Origin of the sequence: Enterococcus sp. BWB1-3 (assembly GCF_016745275.1) — a bacterium.
Classification (GTDB): domain Bacteria; phylum Bacillota; class Bacilli; order Lactobacillales; family Enterococcaceae; genus Enterococcus_L.
Window position 1 is genome coordinate 140,997 of sequence record NZ_JADOEP010000004.1, and the last position, 19,449, is coordinate 160,445.

The 19,449-nt window shown below is 37.5% G+C and carries 18 protein-coding genes; 14 read left to right on the forward strand and 4 right to left on the reverse strand.

Going from position 1 to position 19,449, the window contains the following annotated elements; genetic code table 11:
• The first annotated feature begins 312 nt into the window (after window positions 1-312).
• From IW492_RS04690 to IW492_RS04715, 6 genes are all read left to right on the forward strand, one after another.
• A complete protein-coding gene (locus IW492_RS04690) occupies window positions 313-522 on the forward strand; it encodes a helix-turn-helix transcriptional regulator (protein WP_202065964.1) in 210 nt (69 codons plus the stop codon).
• Complete coding sequence (locus IW492_RS04695) at window positions 519-980, forward strand: DUF6442 family protein (RefSeq protein ID WP_202065974.1); 462 nt, start codon at window positions 519-521, stop codon at window positions 978-980. Before IW492_RS04690 ends, IW492_RS04695 begins: the two co-directional genes overlap by 4 nt.
• 83 nt (window positions 981-1,063) lie before the next feature.
• Window positions 1,064-1,387: a PadR family transcriptional regulator gene (locus IW492_RS04700; protein WP_202065977.1), complete on the forward strand. Its 324-nt coding sequence runs from the start codon at window positions 1,064-1,066 to the stop codon at window positions 1,385-1,387.
• Window positions 1,377-2,066: a DUF2812 domain-containing protein gene (locus tag IW492_RS04705; RefSeq protein WP_202065979.1), complete on the forward strand. Its 690-nt coding sequence runs from the start codon at window positions 1,377-1,379 to the stop codon at window positions 2,064-2,066. The genes IW492_RS04700 and IW492_RS04705 overlap by 11 nt, the downstream gene beginning before the upstream one ends.
• 186 nt (window positions 2,067-2,252) lie before the next feature.
• Window positions 2,253-3,152 (forward strand): ABC transporter ATP-binding protein, encoded by a 900-nt coding sequence (locus IW492_RS04710; protein WP_202065981.1) that lies wholly within the window; start codon window positions 2,253-2,255, stop codon window positions 3,150-3,152.
• Window positions 3,145-4,407, forward strand: coding sequence for an ABC transporter permease (locus IW492_RS04715; RefSeq protein ID WP_202065983.1), 1,263 nt, complete (start codon window positions 3,145-3,147; stop codon window positions 4,405-4,407). Before IW492_RS04710 ends, IW492_RS04715 begins: the two co-directional genes overlap by 8 nt.
• Window positions 4,408-4,552: 145 nt before the next feature.
• Here IW492_RS04715 and IW492_RS04720 read toward each other — a convergent pair whose 3' ends face one another.
• Entirely contained in the window at window positions 4,553-5,560 is a 1,008-nt protein-coding gene (locus tag IW492_RS04720; protein ID WP_202065985.1) for a LacI family DNA-binding transcriptional regulator, read from the reverse strand.
• Window positions 5,561-5,775: 215 nt separating this feature from the next.
• Between IW492_RS04720 and IW492_RS04725 the strand changes: the two genes are divergently transcribed.
• Entirely contained in the window at window positions 5,776-7,170 is a 1,395-nt protein-coding gene (locus IW492_RS04725; protein ID WP_202065987.1) for a 6-phospho-beta-glucosidase, read from the forward strand.
• Between the two features lie 715 nt (window positions 7,171-7,885).
• Window positions 7,886-9,631 (forward strand): 1-deoxy-D-xylulose-5-phosphate synthase, encoded by a 1,746-nt coding sequence (locus IW492_RS04730; RefSeq protein ID WP_202065991.1) that lies wholly within the window; start codon window positions 7,886-7,888, stop codon window positions 9,629-9,631.
• 85 nt (window positions 9,632-9,716) lie between these two features.
• Here the strand turns inward: IW492_RS04730 and IW492_RS04735 are convergent, their stop codons facing one another.
• Window positions 9,717-10,148 (reverse strand): hypothetical protein, encoded by a 432-nt coding sequence (locus tag IW492_RS04735; RefSeq protein WP_202065992.1) that lies wholly within the window; start codon window positions 10,146-10,148, stop codon window positions 9,717-9,719.
• A gap of 431 nt (window positions 10,149-10,579) precedes the next feature.
• Window positions 10,580-11,869: an NAD(P)/FAD-dependent oxidoreductase gene (locus tag IW492_RS04740; protein WP_442896301.1), complete on the reverse strand. Its 1,290-nt coding sequence runs from the start codon at window positions 11,867-11,869 to the stop codon at window positions 10,580-10,582.
• Between the two features lie 132 nt (window positions 11,870-12,001).
• On the opposite strand from IW492_RS04740, the gene gdhA reads away from it, so the two are divergent.
• The 3 genes from gdhA (at window position 12,002) to IW492_RS04755 (ending at window position 15,583) form a co-directional block, all read left to right on the forward strand.
• A complete protein-coding gene (gene gdhA / locus IW492_RS04745; protein WP_202065996.1) occupies window positions 12,002-13,348 on the forward strand; it encodes an NADP-specific glutamate dehydrogenase in 1,347 nt (448 codons plus the stop codon).
• 398 nt (window positions 13,349-13,746) lie between these two features.
• Window positions 13,747-15,096: a glucose-6-phosphate isomerase gene (locus tag IW492_RS04750; protein ID WP_202065998.1), complete on the forward strand. Its 1,350-nt coding sequence runs from the start codon at window positions 13,747-13,749 to the stop codon at window positions 15,094-15,096.
• Window positions 15,097-15,445: 349 nt separating this feature from the next.
• Entirely contained in the window at window positions 15,446-15,583 is a 138-nt protein-coding gene (locus IW492_RS04755) for a hypothetical protein (protein ID WP_202066000.1), read from the forward strand.
• A 140-nt stretch (window positions 15,584-15,723) separates the two neighbouring features.
• Here the strand turns inward: IW492_RS04755 and IW492_RS04760 are convergent, their stop codons facing one another.
• On the reverse strand, window positions 15,724-15,924 hold the full coding sequence (locus IW492_RS04760) for a cold-shock protein (RefSeq protein ID WP_202066002.1): 201 nt from the start codon (window positions 15,922-15,924) through the stop codon (window positions 15,724-15,726).
• Between the two features lie 180 nt (window positions 15,925-16,104).
• Between IW492_RS04760 and IW492_RS04765 the strand changes: the two genes are divergently transcribed.
• From IW492_RS04765 to IW492_RS04775, 3 genes are all read left to right on the forward strand, one after another.
• Window positions 16,105-17,775, forward strand: coding sequence for a formate--tetrahydrofolate ligase (locus tag IW492_RS04765; RefSeq protein WP_202066009.1), 1,671 nt, complete (start codon window positions 16,105-16,107; stop codon window positions 17,773-17,775).
• A 596-nt stretch (window positions 17,776-18,371) separates the two neighbouring features.
• Complete coding sequence (locus IW492_RS04770; RefSeq protein WP_202066010.1) at window positions 18,372-18,755, forward strand: hypothetical protein; 384 nt, start codon at window positions 18,372-18,374, stop codon at window positions 18,753-18,755.
• Complete coding sequence (locus tag IW492_RS04775; protein ID WP_202066014.1) at window positions 18,745-19,446, forward strand: CBS domain-containing protein; 702 nt, start codon at window positions 18,745-18,747, stop codon at window positions 19,444-19,446. Before IW492_RS04770 ends, IW492_RS04775 begins: the two co-directional genes overlap by 11 nt.
• The last annotated feature ends 3 nt before the right edge of the window (window positions 19,447-19,449 follow it).

Here is a 19,449-nt window from a genome sequence, read left to right on the forward strand (position 1 = left end):
AGATATTTATCTTCTCTATTTTATGTTGATAAACCTTTGTTAATATTCGAATCATAGGGGATATATACAGGTGATTAATCTTAGGACAAGACACTAGTTATTTTTCCAAGATAAATTTAAGATGTAGCCCTTTTTATACTATTGTCTATTATGGCATCAGATTTTCTTACTATATAAAGTTTATGAAAAAAGCAAGTTTGATTCAAGCTTATTTTTTCATTCATTATTTTGTATAGCTCGCTTTACTTTCTTTGTAAAGTCAGCTATACTATTTTTGTAAAGCAAGCTAGACTTTTTTGAAGGAGGAATTTTGTGCAAAACAATATCCAGAAACTGAGAAAAGAAAGGAAAGTCACTCAAAATGAATTAGCTGAAGCAGTTGATGTAACTAGGCAGACAATTATTTCACTGGAAAATGGCCGGTATAAAGCTTCTTTGGTATTAGCACATAAACTGGCGCAGTATTTTGGACAGACAATTGAGGATATCTTTATATTTGATTTGGAGGAAGAAAACATATGATACTCAAAAAAATTATTAACTCAACCTCTTCAAAGAATTACACTATTGCATTAAAAAGAAGAAGATTATTATTTCTGACTATGATAGCAGTCGGCATTGCTTTGGAGGTCATTGCACTTTTTATTTTAAACGAACAGAGTCAGCGGGCTTCATTTATAAAAGGAATGGGGGTTGGTCTGCTTTCTGTTGGTATTATTTTTTATGTAAAGAATAATTTGATGATGCAAAACAAACAAAAAATGGAAAAAAATAAACGAGAAGAATATGACGAGCGAAATCAGGAAATAAATAATCGCGCCTTGGCAGCAGCTGCAAGTATACTGATGTTTTTGCTGGCAGTTTCAACAATTGTTACAGCTTTTTTCAACCCGACCTATAGCATACTTTTAGCGATGATAAGCTGCGTCTTCCTGATCATCTATCTTATCTGTCATATTGTTTATCAGAAAAAAATGTAAGATCATGGATTGACAAATAAACAGCAGTTCGTTATTATATCGTTGGATGATATATCTAAACACGATATAGTGAGGGAAACTCAATGGATGAGATGCTAACAGATTCAAGCTACTTGATTTTATTAGCTTTGCTTGAGCCGCAGCATGGATATGCAATTATGAAGCAGGTTAATGAACTGACAGAGGGGAAAGTCACAATTGGTCCTGCAAGTATGTATACTATTTTAAAAAAGCTTCAGAAAAGTGGTTGGATTACATTAGAGGAAAATGCAGAACGAAAGAAAATCTATTTGATTTCTGAACAGGGATTAAAGATCCTTGAGAAGGATATCAATCGAAGAAAGCTTCTTTATCAGGTTGGAGAGTCATTATTAACTGAAAAAAGGAGTAGAAAAAATGATCATTAAGGATAAAAATTATGTATTTTCCAGAGGCGTTGCTTTTTATCCCGAAAAGGAAATGGAACTGCTGAAAGAGCAGCTCAAGCATGGCTGGCATTTCATAAAGCTTAATTCTTTGGGATTTCTCGTGTTTGAAAAAGGTGAAATTGAGGATAAAAAGTTTTCAGTAGATTTCTTTTCAGGCAGTAAAGAAGAGCTTGACGAGTACTTGACTATTTATGAAGAAGCAGGCTGGGAATATGTTGCCGACTACAAGAAAAAGTATTATTATTTTCAGGCAGAGCCATCTGCGTTAACGATTTATTCTGATGAAGACAGTTATTCTGTCCGAATGCGGCAGGAATGGCTTTGGAACTTTAAATCAAGTCTAACGTATGTTCCAATAGGTTTGTTGATCTATTTTATTACTTATTTAACCAGACAGTCTGACAGCAGTCACGGTATTTTGTATATTATTTCACGAGCCTTGCTTTTTTTCTTCGGGACTATTTTTACTGTTTTGCCGTTTTCAGTCTTGTTAAATATATTGTTTTCAATGCTTTTTTATAAAGATCGGAAGAAATTTTTCAATAGGCCGGAGATTTTTGCAAAACGGCAGCGGCTCTGGCGGGATTTAATTATTTTGATGTTTTTCGGAGCAATCGTTGGTATGATTTTAAGCTTTATGTTTGGAGATATTGCTTAAAGAGGAGAATAGGATGAAGGTTTGTTGTTTTGAAAGATTTTCGAAAGGAAGCTGCTATCAGCAGAATGCCAAAAAAATTTTAGTTTTTCATTTAGTTTATCTCAGCTAACCTGGCTGTTTGATAAATCACAACAAAGATTCATGAAGTGAAGCACGGTCAATACGTTTAATTCAGGAGGGATAAGAATGTTAGAAGTAAAAAATTTGGTTAAAACATTTGGGGACTATACCGCAGTGGATAATGTTTCATTTGACATTCCAGATGGAAAGATTTTGGGATTAATTGGACAGAACGGAGCTGGAAAGACAACAACTTTCAGATTGATTCTGGATTTTCTTTCTCAGGACAGCGGAACTGTTTTGTGGAATGGACATGAATTAAGCGATAAGGACTATAATGATATAGGTTATCTTCCGGAAGAGAGAGGATTGTATCCAAAAGCGACGATTGAAGATCAGCTGATCTATTTTGCTGAACTTAGAGGGAAGTCAAAAAAAGAAATTAAGCCAAAAATTGACGAATGGATGGAGAAATTTAAAGTCAAGGGAAAGAAAACAGACAAGGTAAAAGCACTGTCAAAAGGAAATCAGCAAAAGGTTCAGCTGATTGCAACCTTAATTCATGAACCAAAGCTGGTTATCTTGGATGAGCCCTTCAGCGGTCTTGATCCGGTAAATGCAGAGCTGTTGAAAGACGGTATTATTGAACTGAAGGAGAAAGGATCTTGTGTGATTTTTTCCAGTCATAATATGGATAATGTGGAAAAAATCTGTGATCATCTCCTGATGTTGAAAAGCGGAACTGTTGTCTTGGATGGGAGAGTTCATGAAATCAGAGAAAGCTTTGGTCGGACAAAAGTATTTTTGGAATCTGCACTCACTGTTGAAGAGATATCCTCTGTAGAGGGTGTTGCTTCTGCCTTTAAGCGTGGAGATGGCGTGATGGATATTACTCTAAGCGATCCCAAGGCCGGTGAGGAAATTTTTACAAGAGCCACTCAATTCGGCTATATTTCAATGTTTAATCAGCAGCCGCCGACATTGGAGGAAATATTTAAGATGAAAGCAGGTGAACCAAATGAGTAAGTTTTGGATTATCGCATTAGACGTTTATAAAAAGAATATTAAATCAGTATCCTTTTTGATTATGATTTTGGCACCGTTTCTGTTGATGGGTGTAATGTATGCTGCGATTAGCTTATCCGGAGGATTTTCAGAAGCAGATACAATTGGCATTATTTCAGATAACCCAGCTGTTGCAGAGCAGTTAAGCCAAACAGAAATCGAAAATTTTGTATTTAAAGCGGTTGATTCAAAAGAAGAGGCCGAGGAGCAGCTGAAAAATGAAGACATTGAAGGATTTCTTGTTTTGGATACTGCTAATGATGAAATCAAAGGGACTCTTTATACTGAATCATCTTTGGGTGCCACAACTGATCTGATGATTCAACAAATATTGAACAGTATCCAGTCTTCTGTTAATGCAGGGAAACTGAATTTAACTCCAGAACAGGCAGCAAGCTTGCAGCAGCCGGCAACGTTTTCAAAAACAAAAGTTACTTTTGATGAAGACGGTCAGATGAGTACAGGGATAGATAACACAGGCATCCAAACGGGTATCTCATTTGCAGTGACAATCATTTTATGGATAATTATTATTACCTATGCATCAATTATTGCTCAGGAAATTGCGTCTGAAAAGGGTACAAGAATTATGGAAGTTATCCTTTCAAGCACAAAAGCGCAAACACACTTCTACGGGAAGCTGACAGGTGTTATACTGGTTGCTTTTACTCAAATTATTATCTATGTTCTTGCTGCCGTGCTTGGTTATAATCAGTTTAAAAACATTGATATTGTTAAAGACTTCTTATCTGGAATTTCTCTGGACAGTCTTTTGGGAAGCTTTATCTGGTTTACGATTATTCTCGTTATTTTGGGAATTTTTGTCTACTCAGTTTTGGCGGCATTATGCGGTTCATTGGTTTCCAAACCGGAAGATACACCAAAAGCAGTTCAGCCGATTATTTACTTGGCAATGATTGGTTATTTTATCGGTCTGACATTGGGAACAGCTGATCCACAAAATATTATTATAAGAATTACATCTTATATTCCGTTTATTTCATCCTTTATTATGCCGATCCGTTTGGCAACAGAAACTGTTTCTACGGCTGGGGTGTTGATTTCAATTGGTATCTTACTGGCATTTGGAATCATTCTAACTCTGTTTTCAGCAAAACTGTACAAATCCAATGTGCTGGTATATAGTGAAGGCGGCGTAATCAAGTCACTGAAGCAATCAATCTCTATTCTGCAAAATGAACGTAAGAAAGCTTAATGGAGGGCTCAAAAAAAGAAACCGGGTTTTCGTATCCTGGTTTCTTTTTTATATTTATCTAAATCTGACTATTACTAATAATAAAACAATTAATAAGTAACGATTGATTATATCTCTTGTTTTTTACTGTTTATCCAACAGCATTTCACTTAATTTTATCAGCCAGACTGTCTCTTGCTTTTTTTGGCGTTGTTTTCCGCTCAATCAGCTGGATGTCCATTGAACGAGGGAGAAGACTCTTTTCGTTTAACCGATTATAAATATGGATGAATGAATTTTCAGCTTGATGATTAATGGAATAGTCTACAGTAGTGATATGCATCAGTTTGCTGATCTGACTGTTGTCAAAACCGATTACAGCAACATCTTTTGGTACATCATAACCAAGATTTTGAAGCTCTGAAATAAATTCTGCAGCTACTGAATCTGTATAAAAGGCCATAACTTCCGGCTTATCCTCCATATGATGCCACTGATAAGCCAGTTTTTGACCGCTTGTTTCCCGTGTTCTATCATAAAAGACCCAATCCTGATTTAGTTCAAGCTTTTTTTCTTTATAAAAGCTGTCAATTGCTTTTACACGAGCTTTTGTATTCAAATTTTTGGGATTACTCATAATGTGTGCGATTTTGCGATATCCTTGCTCATAGAGATAGCTTAATGAGTTAAAATAACCGGAATAATGATCAATATAGGAAGAATAGATTCGATCAGAGTCTATTCTATGCCAGGTGGAGATAGGTCCATACATTGTATAAGGCTCAATCACATCCCAGTCGTTTGCCCGAGTCAGCAGGAAAATACCGTCAATTTGTTTGTATTTTAGTTGATTCAGCGCTTCGATTTCCTTTTTTTTGTCTCCATCAGTGAAGTACAAGGTAACATAATAGTTATAGGATTTTGCAATAGCAATAAAATTACTTAGAAATACACCCAAAGGATCAATGTAGCTTTGAGCTAGAAAGCCAATTGTTTTTGTCTCACCGCTTTGAAGATTTCTGGCAACCAGGTTTGGAGAATAAGCAAGCTCTTCCATAGCGGTCAGAATTTTTTCTCGGCTCTCCTTGCTGACATAGCCATTTCCGGAGAGGACTCTTGAGACAGTGGATTTGGATACATTAGCCGCTTTTGCGACGTCAATTATTGTTGTCATTGATGTAACGACCTCCAAGTCGATCTGCTTTCTTTTAGTATACTGGATAATGATTCTTCCTGCAATTTCAGGAAAAAGCCCCATAAAAATAGAAGAGTTCTGATAAAAAAGAAAAAATTATTTGAAACCGCTTGACATGGGAACATTCCCACACATTAGAATATGTTTGTAAACGATATCAGATTAATTCTGAAAAACTATCAGGAGGGAACTACATGTCAAGAGGAGCACTAAAAATAGCAACAATTGGTGGAGGTTCAAGCTATACACCTGAATTAATTGAAGGGTACATCAAAAGAAAAGATGAACTGCCAATCAAAGAAATCTGGCTGGTAGACATTGAAGCAGGAAAAGAAAAGCTGGAAATTGTCGGAGCAATGGCAAAACGCATGGTTAAAGCAGCAGGATTGGACTGGGAGGTTCATTTAACTTTGGACCGCAGAGCTGCGTTAAAAGATGCGGATTTTGTTTCAACTCAATTCCGTGTAGGGCTTTTGGATGCTCGGATTAAAGACGAGCGTATTCCATTGTCTCATGGAGTACTTGGTCAAGAAACAAATGGGGCAGGCGGAATGTTCAAAGCTTTCCGTACAATTCCGGTTATTTTAGATATTATTAAAGACATGGGAGAACTATGTCCGGATGCATGGCTGGTAAACTTTACGAACCCGGCTGGTATGGTAACTGAAGCAGCGATTAAGCATGGCGGATGGAAGAAAACAGTAGGTTTGTGTAATGTACCGATTGGACACAGAAAACAGGCGGCAGAAGCATTGGGTGTTCCTGAAGAAGATCTGTTCTTTAAATTTGCCGGTATTAACCATTTCCACTGGCACCGTGTTTGGGACAAAGAAGGAAAAGAACGTACGCAGGAACTGATTGACCTTATTTATGGACCAAAAAAAGAACAGGAAAGCCATCTGAAAAATATTTGGGATGCTCCGTTCCATTATGAACAGCTGAAGGATTTGGGTATGCTTCCTTGCGGTTATCATCGCTATTACTATATCGAAGATGAAATGCTGCAGCACTCAATCGATGAATTTAAAGAAGGAAAAACAAGAGCACAGGTAGTCAAAGAAACAGAAGCACGCTTGTTCGAATTATATAAAGATCCTAAACTGGACTACAAACCAAAAGAATTAGAAGAGCGTGGAGGGACTCACTACAGTGATGCTGCCTGTGAAATGATTGCCTCTATCTACAATGACAAACGGACAGATATGGTTGTTTCTACTGAAAACAATGGAACAATCACCGATTTACCATACGACTGTGTAGTTGAAGTTTCAGGTCCTGTTACTTCTCACGGTCATGAGCCATATAATTGGGGAGCTTTCCCACCGGCAGCACGCGGAATTATTCAATCAATGAAAGGTATGGAAGAAACCGTAATTCGTGCCGCTATTGATGGTGATTATGGTGCCGCTTTACATGCTTTCACAGTGAATCCGCTGGTACCTGGAGGAACAATGGCAAAAACATTACTGGATGAGCTGCTGGTTGCTCATAAAGATCATCTGCCGAAATTCGCAGATACTGTAGCAAGAATTGAAGCAGAACAGCCAGATACGGTTGCTTATGTAACTGAACTGATGGAAAGCAACTAACTATCATTTACCAAATAATTAAGCTGAGGTCAAGTACATTTTGATTTCAGCTTTTTTGATGGAAAGATTCATCTTTTTATTGACTAAACCTAACTTTAATCGTTTATTATGGATATAGTTCATTTGTAATGTTGTATTTGGTCAAAGCGGTCAGTATTGATTTGCAGCAACGAAAACAGGATAAAATAAGCATGCTGACAGTCTGAAAAATGAACAAATTCATATACTATTATTGTAGTGTTTTGCAGAGAAAATACATTCAGCAGATGATAAATCGAGTGAAATAGAAGCAGTTAAGCAGGATATAGAAATGCTCGCATCATTAGCAGAAAGGAGAAAAAATAAAAAAGAAGTACTGAAAACTGAAGAAGGAGAACGTTTAGAATCAGTCAGATAAAAGAAAATGCTTCCAAACAACTAGTGTGTTGACCGACTTAAAACTAAGCTATGCTTCCAATCCAAGAAACGTGCAGTCAGTCCGGGAGCAACTCAGCAGAAAACGTCGATTTCATCCCTAACTGGAGTCAAATTAGCTGTAAAAATAGCTAGTAGTTCCCCAGTTGCTTTTGAGGCGGCTCGTTCTTGTCATCGAAGCATGCAAGTTAAAGTTTTCTATCATTGAACATCAGTTATAAATGATTTTTTATTATAATTTATAATTTGGTCAGAGCACTAGATGAAAGCAATAATTAAAAAGAAGAAGGAATGATCTATTTTGACAATTATTAATAAAATAAACAGCCCGTCAGATTTGAAAAATTTATCTATTAAACAGCTGGAGGACCTAGCTGAAGAAATAAGAGAGCTGCTGTTGAAAAAAGTCAGCATTACCGGCGGGCATGTCGGACCAAATTTGGGGATAGTAGAGATGACACTCGCTTTCCACTATGTTTTTGATTCACCAAAAGATAAAGTAATCTGGGACGTATCCCATCAATCATATCCACACAAAATAATTACTGGAAGAAAGGAAGCCTGGCTAAATGAAGAAAAATATCATGAGGTCTCTGGCTATACCGGTCCAGAGGAAAGCCCCCATGATTTCTTTACAGTCGGACATACGTCAACCTCTGTCAGTCTAGCCGTTGGAATGGCAAAAGCCAGAGATTTACAACATAAAAAAGAGAATATTGTTGCTGTTTTAGGTGACGGCTCCTTGTCGGGAGGTTTGGCGTTGGAGGGATTGAACAATGCAGCAGAGCTTCACTCCAATCTGATTGTTGTCCTTAATGATAACGAAATGTCCATTGCAGAAAATCATGGAGGAATGTACCGAAACTTGAAAGAACTCAGACAAACAAAAGGGAATGGGAAGACAAATCTATTTACTGCTTTAGGGCTTAATTACCTGTACGTTGAAGAAGGAAACGACATTCAGGAAATGATTACAGCTTTTGAAAAAGTAAAAGACACGTCTAAACCGATTGTTCTTCATATCCACACAGAAAAGGGGCGTGGATATGAGCCGGCAGTTTCTAACAAAATGGGTTTTCACTGGCACATGCCTTTTGATCTAGAAACCGGTGAGAGTATTAAAAAGGGAACAAATGAAAGCTATGATGATGTAGTCCTTGAGATTCTTTCTCAGCGTATTACAGAAGCTGAAATGCCGATTCTCGCAATTACTGCCGGAATTCCGGGACTGTTCAAATTAAAAGAATTTGAACAAAGACATCCAGACAATTATGTGGATGTCGGTATCGCTGAGCAGCATTCCATTACATTTGCAGCAGGTATGGCAAAAGCAGGAGCAAAGCCTGTTGTTTTCCATTCCAGTACTTTCCTGCAGAGAGCCTACGATCAGCTGTCTCATGATCTTGGAATTGATCAAAATCCAGCAGTTGTGATTGTCAGAGGAGGGAAGATCAGCGGTGGCGATCCGACTCATCAGGGGAGTTTTGATGTTCCTTATATAACAAGTATTCCCGGTCTGATTTATCTTGCTCCGACAAGTAAAGAAGAGCTGTCTGCGATGCTGAATTGGGCACTGGATCAGAATGAACGTCCGGTAATTATAAGAATTCCGGAAAGCAAAGTTGTTTCACTGCCGCTGCATCAGCCATTTGATCCGCTAAAATGGACAATCGAGATACAAGGAAATGAAGTGGCATTACTGGGATTAGGAAGCTTTTTACCTCTTGCCAGACAAGTACAAAAACAGCTGCTGGAACATGGTGTAGCCGCTACAGTAATTAATCCCCATTCTTTTACAGAATTGGATGAAGCTGTGTTAAAGGGATTAAAAATGAGTCATCGTGTCGTTGTTACGTTGGAAGATGGCAGTTTGGATGGCGGATATGGAGAAAAAATCAGCCGATGGTATGGAGCCGATGAAATGAAGGTTCTGAATTATGGAGCAGAGAAACAATTCTTTCCTCACCAGACGACAAATGAATTAATGAATGAATTCCATCTTACTCCTGATCTGATGTCTCAAGATATCCTACACCTATTAAAATAAAAATAACGAAGTCCAAGTTGAATCTCTTTAGCTGATTCAACTTGGACTTCGTTTATATAGGATATTTCTTAAGCAAGGAAAGCACTTATTTGTATAGTTTCAGTAAATGACTGGATGAAGACCATTCAAGTTGTCCATCTATTTCAAACTGGTAAGATTGAAGTCTGAAAACATGGATAAATCCAATAAACAGAACAAGTGCGAATGCAGCTAAATTTAACATAGACTGAATAATCAGACAGGAAACAGTGAAGACTAAGAATGGCAACATGAATTTCAGGAATAATTGCTGTAAGTTATTTGAATTTTTAATAAGGATTTCATGTGTATTGGCAGTGACTTCAATTTTCTTAAAAGAAGAAAAGATACCTTCTTTAAAACTGATTTCATCTCCCGGCTGAGCTTCTATTTCCAATGGAATACAGTTAAATAATTTTACTTTTGACTGGTTATTGACTGTCACAGTTAAAGGTTTAAGACAGCCCCAATGTGTTTGTTTTTTTATTTTGATTTTCATTAAAATCACCTCCCTTATGAATCTATTTTCCCATGTTGTGCAAAAAAATAAATCAGTCTTTTGAATGATTTTTCATTGGTAAATTCTCATGCTGGAGTAGGAGACGAAAGATAGAAGCCTATTAATACTGATTTTTTATCTATATTCTACTCTAAAATGATTTATTTTTTTAATTGAAAGAAGTTAGGATAGAAAAATTGAAAGTTACAGAACATTCTTTCAGTAACCGAGTTATTGTTACAATATAAAAAAAGATATGAAAAAGCAACTATTATTTATATGAAATGAAAAAAACGCTGACAAAGCAAAAAAAGCAAAGCATATGGATGAAAAAATCATCTATTGCTTGCTTTTTGTCTGTTCTTTAATGAATGAGCAATTAGCTTTTAAACATCGGAAAGGAAAAAAGAATTCCAGTTAACAGCTTGAAACTAATAGCCTTCAATTCTGTACTGACTGTATTCAGAAGCTTCAGCAGCATGAACACCGGCACAATGTCCAGTTACTAAAGCTGCAGTGATATTGTAACCTCCTGTGTACCCGTTGATATCCAGGACTTCGCCACAGAAATAAAGACCTTCAATTCGTTTGCTTTCCATAGTTTTGGGATTAATTTCTTTCAAAGCAATTCCTCCGCCGGTAACAAAAGATTTTTCAATTGGGAAGGTTCCTGAGGCTTCGATACGAAAATCCTTTAAGTTAGAAACAAATGTTTCGAGCTGCACTTCGGATACCTGCTTCCCCTTTAGAGCTATAAGTTTTTGTTTCGTCAGTAAAAAATCCAGTAGACGTTCCGGCAAGAACTGCTTCAGCGTATTTTTTAAAAGTTTTTCCGGTTCTGCTGTGATTTTTTTTGACAGTTCATTCAGCAGCTGTTTCGCTGATTCTTCTGGAAAAATGTCCAATGACAAAGAGACAGTGGAGACTCCTTCTTGAGAAAGCTGCTGGTTCACAAAACTGGAACAGCGTAGCGCTGCCGGACCGGAAAGTCCGAAATGAGTAAATAAAATATCCATTGTGTGAGAGATAATCGGTTTATTTTTTTTACTTAAAACAGATAAAGCAACATTCCTCAAAGAAATTCCCTGTAATGTTTTTTCTTTAATAAATGACTCCTCAGAGCGAATAGGGGATTCTGTTGGGTAAAGAGTCTCAATTGAGTGTCCCATTGCTTTTGCGAATTTGTAGCCGTCTCCGGTTGACCCTGTGGAAGGGTAGGTTTTACCGCCTGTAGCAATGATGACACAGGGCGCATAAACTTTTTGATTAATCAGTTCCACTCCAATAATCTGTTCGTCTTTTTTTAATACTTTTCTTACTGCTGCCTCTGTGTACAATGTAACGGACAATTCCTTTAATTTCTCATGAAGGGTTTCCACAATTGTTTGAGAACGGTCTGTTTCAGGAAACATGCGTCCGTGATCCTCCTCTTTTAATTTGACTCCATTTGCTTCGAAGAAATTGATAATATCGTGGTTATCATATTGTGAAAATGCACTGTATAGAAATTTACCATTACCGGGAATATGAGCAATAATCTCATCAGAAGAACGATTATTAGTAACATTACATCGCCCACCTCCGGTTAATAGAAGTTTTTTACCAATGCGTTTGTTTTTTTCTACCAGTAATACTCGTTTTCCTTTTTCTGCTGCCGCTACAGAAGCCATTAGACCACTGGTTCCGGCGCCAATAATTATTACATCAAACGTATTCATAATTTTCCTCCAATTCAAATTACAGTTTATCATAAACTTCATAAAAAAAGTTTTTTTTGATTTTTTTATGCTTAGAGTGGAAAAATCTACTTTTTCCTGTAAAATAAATAATAACTTGAATGGGATGGTGACTATATGAACGTAACAAAGTATGTAAAAGAAATTCGGGAAAAAATCGGAGATAAGGAAAGAGGGCAGACAGAATATCTGCAGGCAATTGATGAGTTTCTGCCAAGCATGGAAGCTTTCTTGAATGAAAATCCAAAATTTGTTGAGGCGAACATTCTTGAAGTGTTGATTGAACCTGAACGGGTGATTCAGTTTAGGGTGCCTTGGCAAGATGATGAAGGAAATTGGCGTGTGAACCGCGGCTATCGTGTTCAATATAATTCTGCGATTGGTCCATATAAGGGAGGCTTGCGTTTCCATCCAAGTGTGAATATTAGTGTATTGAAGTTTTTAGCATTTGAACAAATCTTCAAGAACAGCTTGACAGGTCTTCCGATTGGAGGAGGAAAAGGCGGCAGCGACTTTGATCCTAAAGGGAAATCAGACAATGAAGTTATGCGTTTTTGCCAAAGCTTTATGACAGAGCTTCAAAAGCATATTGGACCGGATACAGATGTTCCGGCAGGAGATATTGGTGTGGGTGCCAGAGAAATTGGGTATCTGTATGGGACGTATAAACGTTTGAGAAATTATGATGCAGGCGTTCTGACTGGTAAACCTTTAACATACTGGGGAAGTCAGACACGTACTGAAGCAACAGGATATGGTGCAGTTTACTTTGTTCGCCATTTGCTGAACGACCGCAATGATTCTTTTGAAGGGAAGAAAGTTGTCGTTTCAGGAAGCGGGAATGTTGCAATTTACGCAATGGAAAAAGCAAAAGAGCTAGGGGCTGTTGTTTTGACTTGTTCAGATTCTAATGGATTTGTTTATGATCCTAATGGGATTGATGTTGAACTGGTAAAAGAACTAAAGGAAAAGAACAGAGAACGTATTTCCAAATATGTTGAAATGCATAAGGATGCGGAATATTTCGATGGACAGTCAGTTTGGGACTTCAAGAAGGCATATGATATTGCTTTGCCATGTGCGACACAAAATGAAATTAACAAAGAGCAGGCAGCTGTTTTAGTGGAAAATGGCGCAAAAATTGTTGCTGAGGGTGCCAATATGCCTTGTTCTTTGGAGGCTGTACACGTTTTTGAACAAAATCAAGTTTTATATTGTCCAGGTAAGGCAGCGAATGCGGGCGGTGTAGCTGTTTCCGCTTTGGAAATGAGCCAGAATTCAGAACGTTTGTCATGGTCATTTGAAAAAGTAGATGCTATGCTGGATGATATTATGAAAAATATTTACGAAACTTGTCGTGATACTGCAGTAAAATATGGTGCAGAAAATAATTACGTGCTGGGTGCAAATATTGCCGGCTTTGAAAAAGTTGCAACAGCTATGTTAAGTCAGGGACTTGTGTAACATCAGCAAATGTTTTAAATCAAAAGCATGAAACTGAGGTCGGGACAAACACTTATAAGGACGATAGCCCTCATAAGTGTTTGTCCCACCGTTTATTCGGGGGTAGATACGAAGAGAGCTTGGAACTTTATTTCTGTCCCACTCTCGTTTTTTTAGTATAGGACAGAATGCTGCCTTTAACGAGCTGCTGCTGTATTTGTCTGGAAGTATGCAGAAGGGAATCTGGCCTCTCATTAACTTGACAGTCCAAACAGCAGATTTAGTTTTTATACGCAGTTATGAGCCCTGAAGATGTATTCTGTTTTAAATTGGTCTATCTATGCATAATTTACTTGATTAAAATGTTGAAAAAACGTAAAGTAGTAGTGTATTAAGTTTATTTTCAAGGAGGAGAAGGAATGTCACACATTAATTTTGACTATTCCAAATTAGCACCTTTTGTTGCTGAACATGAATTGGAATATATGCAAACTCAAATCGATGCAGTGGATGCAGCATTGAGACAAGGAACGGGTGCCGGAAATGATTACATTGGGTGGATTGATCTGCCTGAAAATTATGACAAAGATGAATTTGTCCGTATCAAAAAAGCAGCAGAAAAAATCCAGTCAGATTCAGAAGTACTGGTTGTTATCGGTATTGGCGGTTCTTATCTGGGTGCTCGTGCTGCGATTGAGTTCCTGCAGCATTCTTTCAGCAATGCATTAACAAAAGAAGAGCGCAAAGTACCTCAAGTATTCTTTGCAGGGAACAGCATCAGTTCAACTTATTTAGTTGATTTAATCAATGTAATCGGAGACCGTGATTTTTCTGTCAATGTTATTTCAAAATCTGGTACAACGACAGAGCCGGCAATTGCTTTCCGTGTATTTAAAGAATTATTGGTTAAAAAATATGGCAAGGAAGAAGCAAACAAACGGATCTATGCAACTACTGACCGTGAAAAAGGCGCAGTGAAGGTTGAAGCAGATGCTGAAGGCTGGGAAACATTTGTAATTCCTGATGATGTTGGCGGACGTTTTACTGTACTAACAGCTGTAGGTTTACTGCCGATTGCAGTCAGCGGAGCGGATATCGATGCATTGATGAACGGTGCAAATGATGCCCGCAAAGAATATGCTTCAACAACTGACTTAAAACAAAATCAGGCTTATCAGTATGCAGCATTACGTAATATTTTATATCGTAAAGGAAAGACAACAGAGATGCTGATTAATTACGAGCCTGGAATGCATTACTTCTCAGAATGGTGGAAACAGCTATATGGAGAGTCTGAAGGAAAAGACCAAAAAGGTATTTTCCCGGCTGCTGCTGACTTTTCAACAGACTTACACTCAATGGGGCAGTATGTTCAGGATGGTCTTCGTAATTTATTTGAAACCGTTGTGAAGATTGAGAATCCTCGTCATTCATTAACGATTCCATTGCAGGATGAAGATTTGGATGGACTGGGCTATCTTCAAGGAAAAGAGATTGATTTTGTTAATACAAAAGCGTTTGAAGGAACACTGTTAGCTCATACGGACGGAAATGTTCCTAATATGATTGTCAAAGTACCAAAAATGGATGAATATTCATTGGGCTATGTGATGTACTTCTTTGAAATTGCTGTAGGAATTTCAGGCTACTTAAACGGTGTAAATCCATTTGATCAGCCGGGGGTAGAAGCATACAAGAAAAACATGTTTGCCTTACTTGGCAAACCTGGATTTGAAGATTTGGCAAAAGAATTGAACGAACGTCTGTAAAAAGATAAAAAATGGATGATGCCCGTTAAAGTTTGAAATAGACTTTAGCGGGTATTTCTAATTTCTGCGTCTTCTGTGAATACTAAAATTACCTCTTTTATCTCATCTTTTTAAAGGCCATCTGTCTTTGTATGCCTATCGATAAGATTTATATATTTCTTTTGGTAGCTCAAGGTTCACTTTAGAAACATATGCCAGCTGGCTTTTTTTATGACCCCATCTGTTTTACTATTATCATATGTTCTTTTTCGATTAATTAGTAATAATGGATTTATAGCTTATATGATGTATTTGTTTTTGGTGACATGTATTACTTCAGCTGTCTCATATTTCTCCGGGAGGGTCATATTTGAAAGAAGATGGATTGCATTGCTGTTTTCAGGATATGATTGTCAGAGATGCTTTAGGAGAGTTGTTGGGTTTTGTTTTTGTTCCTTTAGCTTTGGTTGGAATATACAGCATTTTGTTTAAAGATAAAAAATACTAGTATTGGCTTGTTATCGGAATAAGCTTGCTTATTTTGTCGCATATAATTTCTTGGATAATAAATTAGAATAGCCAAAAAACGGCTGAAGAAGAATCTGTGGATTCGTTTCTCAGCCGTTTTAAAGTTTATATTATTTTTGATTAGATTTTCTTTACATGCGCAGCCTGAAGACCGCGATTACCCTGAACAACTTCAAAGGTAACTTCCTGATTTTCTTCCAGTTGTTTAAATCCTTCTTCTTCAATAGCAGTGAAATGAACGAAAATTTCTTCATCTTCATTATATGATAGAAATCCATAGCCTTTTCTATTGTCAAACCATTTGACGAATCCTTTTTCCATTCGCTTCACGCTCCCTTTAAAATTTGAAACTAGTCTAATTATAAAGACTATACAGGAAAACGTCAACATTTTGGAATAGGAGAATATAAACGTGGAAAACTACAAAAATAACCGTTATAATAGTAAATAACTTAACGAAAAGCATTTTATATTTATAAAAGTTCGGGAAAAGAGGTAAAAATGAAGACAGATATTGAAATTTCACAAGAAATAGAGCTTCTGGCAATTGAAAAAGTTGCAGAAACGATAGGTTTAAGCGGGGATGATTTGGAACTTCATGGAAAGTACAAGGCAAAAGTTGATTTTCCAGCAATAAAAAAACTTGAACGAAATGATGATGGCAAACTGATTTTAGTGACATCAATTAACCCTACTCCTGCAGGGGAAGGAAAATCTACAGTTACAATTGGTTTGGGGGATGCACTAAACCGAATTGGCAAGAAAACAGTTATTGCTTTAAGAGAGCCTTCTTTAGGACCAGTTATGGGAATCAAAGGCGGAGCAACCGGCGGAGGCTATGCTCAGGTTTTACCAATGGAGGATATTAATCTGCATTTCACCGGGGATATGCATGCCATTACTACGGCAAACAATGCGTTATCTGCGTTGTTGGATAATCACATTCAGCAGGGAAACGAATTGAACATTGATGTTAGAAGAATAATCTGGAAACGAGTCGTGGATCTAAATGATCGGGAACTCAGACATGTTATTGTAGGTTTAGGCGGTCCGATTCAGGGAGTACCAAGAGAAGATGGATTTGATATTACTGTAGCCAGTGAGATCATGGCTATTCTTTGTCTTGCATCTGATCTGGAGGATTTAAAACTTCGTCTGGGAAATATTGTTATCGGTTATACATTCGATCGCGAGCCTGTAACAGTGAATGATTTAGAAGTTCAGGGAGCACTCGCTCTTTTGCTTAAAGATGCGATCAAGCCGAACCTTGTTCAGACAATTTATGGGACTGCAGCTCTTGTGCATGGCGGACCGTTTGCAAATATTGCCCATGGCTGCAACAGTGTTCTGGCTACCAAAACGGCTTTGAAATTAGGCGACTATGTTGTTACAGAAGCAGGGTTTGGTGCAGATTTGGGTGGGGAAAAATTCTTGGATATTAAGGTGCCGAATTTAAATAAAGCTCCTGACGCAGTAGTTATTGTAGCTACAATTCGTGCGTTGAAGATGCATGGCGGTGTTGCAAAAAATGAATTGGGAACGGAAAATGTATTTGCTTTGAAAAAAGGTTTTGCAAATCTCAAAAAGCATATCGAAAACATGGAAAGCTATGGATTGCCTGTTGTTGTTGCCATTAACGAATTTGTGAGCGACACAAAAAAAGAAGTGGAAATTCTGCTTGAATTGTGCAGTAAAGCTGGCGTTCCAGTTGAACTGACTCAGGTTTGGGAAAAAGGGGCGGAAGGAGGAGAGGCACTGGCTAAAGCAGTGCTTCACACGCTTGATACTCAAATGTCCAATTTCCGTACAATTTATTCGATGGGTATCGGATTGGAAGAAAAAATTGAAACTATTGTCACGAAAATTTATGGAGGAGAAGGCGTTTCATTTTCTCCGAAGGCGCAGAAACAACTGGAAACATTTACAAGATATGGCTGGGATCGTTTGCCTGTTTGTATGGCAAAAACGCAATATTCTCTTTCAGATGATCCGACAAAGTTGGGAGCGCCTGAAGGCTTTACTGTTACAATTCGTGAACTGGTTCCTAAACTGGGCGCAGGGTTTATTGTCGCGTTGACTGGGGATGTTATGACGATGCCGGGGCTGCCTAAAAAACCTGCTGCGTTAAATATGGATATTGATAAAGATGGAAATGCGATCGGATTATTCTAAATAAATCAAGCACAGTGCAGATATTTATTCTGGGAAAAGCAGTGTTAATGCACTGTTTTTCCTAGAATTTTTTATAGCGTGAAGGCAATAAAAATAATCTGAATTACCCGAGTTAAAGCGCTTGCAAAACGATTTGGAATATGGTATAAAATAGATGTAAGGGGTAATAGAAATTCCCTAATAATGCCGCAGAGTTATGGCGGAGGAATAGTGAAACAGATGTTGAGAGAACATCGTAAAATGGGAGCCGAAGATGGCAAAGCTGAAAGGAACGTGGGAATTTGAGAAACTCCTTACCAACTGAATATGGTCTGGCAAGTATCTGATAATTGTTGGATTGAGTGGACATAAGAACCTCAATTCTGATGTGTATGGAAACGAAGAGAAAGATGCTTGTCAGACTATTTTTGTGCATAATTTTCGCTTTTGAGAAAGTTTATAGAAGAAAAATGCTTAAATCATGAAGGAATTAAAATAATAAATAGAAAATGATTAAAGAAAAGGATGTTCCGATGCGGGAATAATCCTTGTTTTTTTCTTTTCTAGCTGTTTCATTTAGTATATACTTGATAAGAGTTGCATGGAGGTGTATAAAAATGATTGTTCATTTTACACGGAAGACCGGTTTTTACGGGATGGCAACACCAATTGAGGTAATGAAAAACGGCGAGCGCTGGTTTCTCATTACTAATAATTCAGAAAAAATGGTTGAAGTAAATGAAAATGAGGTTGAGGTGCAGGTCCGCTTTTATTTTATGAAAAGTGATGTATTCCTTCTTGCAAATAATTCGGCGGAGAAAGAGTTGGAAATAAAAATGAATCCGATTCTGGTTTCAAATTATTTATTTTTCTTTTTTCTGATTCTAGTTGCTCGGGGTTCGTATTGGGGTGTATTGATTCTTTTGGCTTTATACTGTATCTTTTTATTTTCAGTACTCAAAAAAGCATATGTAATTAAGGAGAAAACAGATGGGACATAATGCTGAGCAGTTTTTAAATAGTTTTAATCGAATAGAAAAATGGCTGAGAGATCAGCTTAATAACCCGGCAACAATGGGTTTTAGCGAGATGACCAGACGAATGGCAAAAAAGAGCAAATCTCAGGTAGCGTCATTTGAAAATGATCTTCTCCAGATGGCTCAGCTGAGGAATGCCATTGTTCATGAACGGATATCAAAAGATTTTGTTATAGCAGAGCCTAATGAATGGGCGGTAAGCCGTATCACTGAAATTGAGCATCAGCTGATTGAACCCGAAAAGGTATTACCGAAATTTTCAAAGCCCGTCACAGGCTTTGAAATGACTATTTCCTTGGAGGAAATTTTGAGAATTGTCGCCAAAAAACGGTATTCTCAGTTTCCAATCTATCACATGGGTAAATTTAAGGGATTTATTACGGTTAGAGGATTGGGAATTTGGCTGGCAGTCGAAAGTACAAAAGGAGAAATAAAACTGGCTGGAAAAACAGCAGGTGATTTACTTGCAAACAATTACAAACAAGGAAACTACGAATTTGTTGGTGAAAATACCAAAGTTTTTCAGGTGGAGGAAATGTTTGCTTCAAATGTTCGGCTGGAAGCTGTTTTAATAACGAAGGATGGAAATCCAGATGGGAATTTACTGGGAATTATCCGCCCAAGAGATTTGTATAAAAACGGAGAAAAGGAATGATGG

Coding starts and splice junctions, on each gene's coding strand:
- IW492_RS04715 (WP_202065983.1), top strand. CDS start 3,145: ATGAGTAAGTTTTGGATTATCGCATTAGACGTTTATAAAAAGAATATT.
- IW492_RS04750 (WP_202065998.1), top strand. CDS start 13,747: ATGTCACACATTAATTTTGACTATTCCAAATTAGCACCTTTTGTTGCT.
- IW492_RS04710 (WP_202065981.1), top strand. CDS start 2,253: ATGTTAGAAGTAAAAAATTTGGTTAAAACATTTGGGGACTATACCGCA.
- IW492_RS04700 (WP_202065977.1), top strand. CDS start 1,064: ATGGATGAGATGCTAACAGATTCAAGCTACTTGATTTTATTAGCTTTG.
- IW492_RS04770 (WP_202066010.1), top strand. CDS start 18,372: ATGATTGTTCATTTTACACGGAAGACCGGTTTTTACGGGATGGCAACA.
- IW492_RS04775 (WP_202066014.1), top strand. CDS start 18,745: ATGGGACATAATGCTGAGCAGTTTTTAAATAGTTTTAATCGAATAGAA.
- IW492_RS04760 (WP_202066002.1), bottom strand. CDS start 15,924: ATGGAAAAAGGATTCGTCAAATGGTTTGACAATAGAAAAGGCTATGGA.
- IW492_RS04720 (WP_202065985.1), bottom strand. CDS start 5,560: ATGACAACAATAATTGACGTCGCAAAAGCGGCTAATGTATCCAAATCC.
- IW492_RS04735 (WP_202065992.1), bottom strand. CDS start 10,148: ATGAAAATCAAAATAAAAAAACAAACACATTGGGGCTGTCTTAAACCT.
- gdhA (WP_202065996.1), top strand. CDS start 12,002: ATGAACGTAACAAAGTATGTAAAAGAAATTCGGGAAAAAATCGGAGAT.
- IW492_RS04725 (WP_202065987.1), top strand. CDS start 5,776: ATGTCAAGAGGAGCACTAAAAATAGCAACAATTGGTGGAGGTTCAAGC.
- IW492_RS04705 (WP_202065979.1), top strand. CDS start 1,377: ATGATCATTAAGGATAAAAATTATGTATTTTCCAGAGGCGTTGCTTTT.
- IW492_RS04765 (WP_202066009.1), top strand. CDS start 16,105: ATGAAGACAGATATTGAAATTTCACAAGAAATAGAGCTTCTGGCAATT.
- IW492_RS04695 (WP_202065974.1), top strand. CDS start 519: ATGATACTCAAAAAAATTATTAACTCAACCTCTTCAAAGAATTACACT.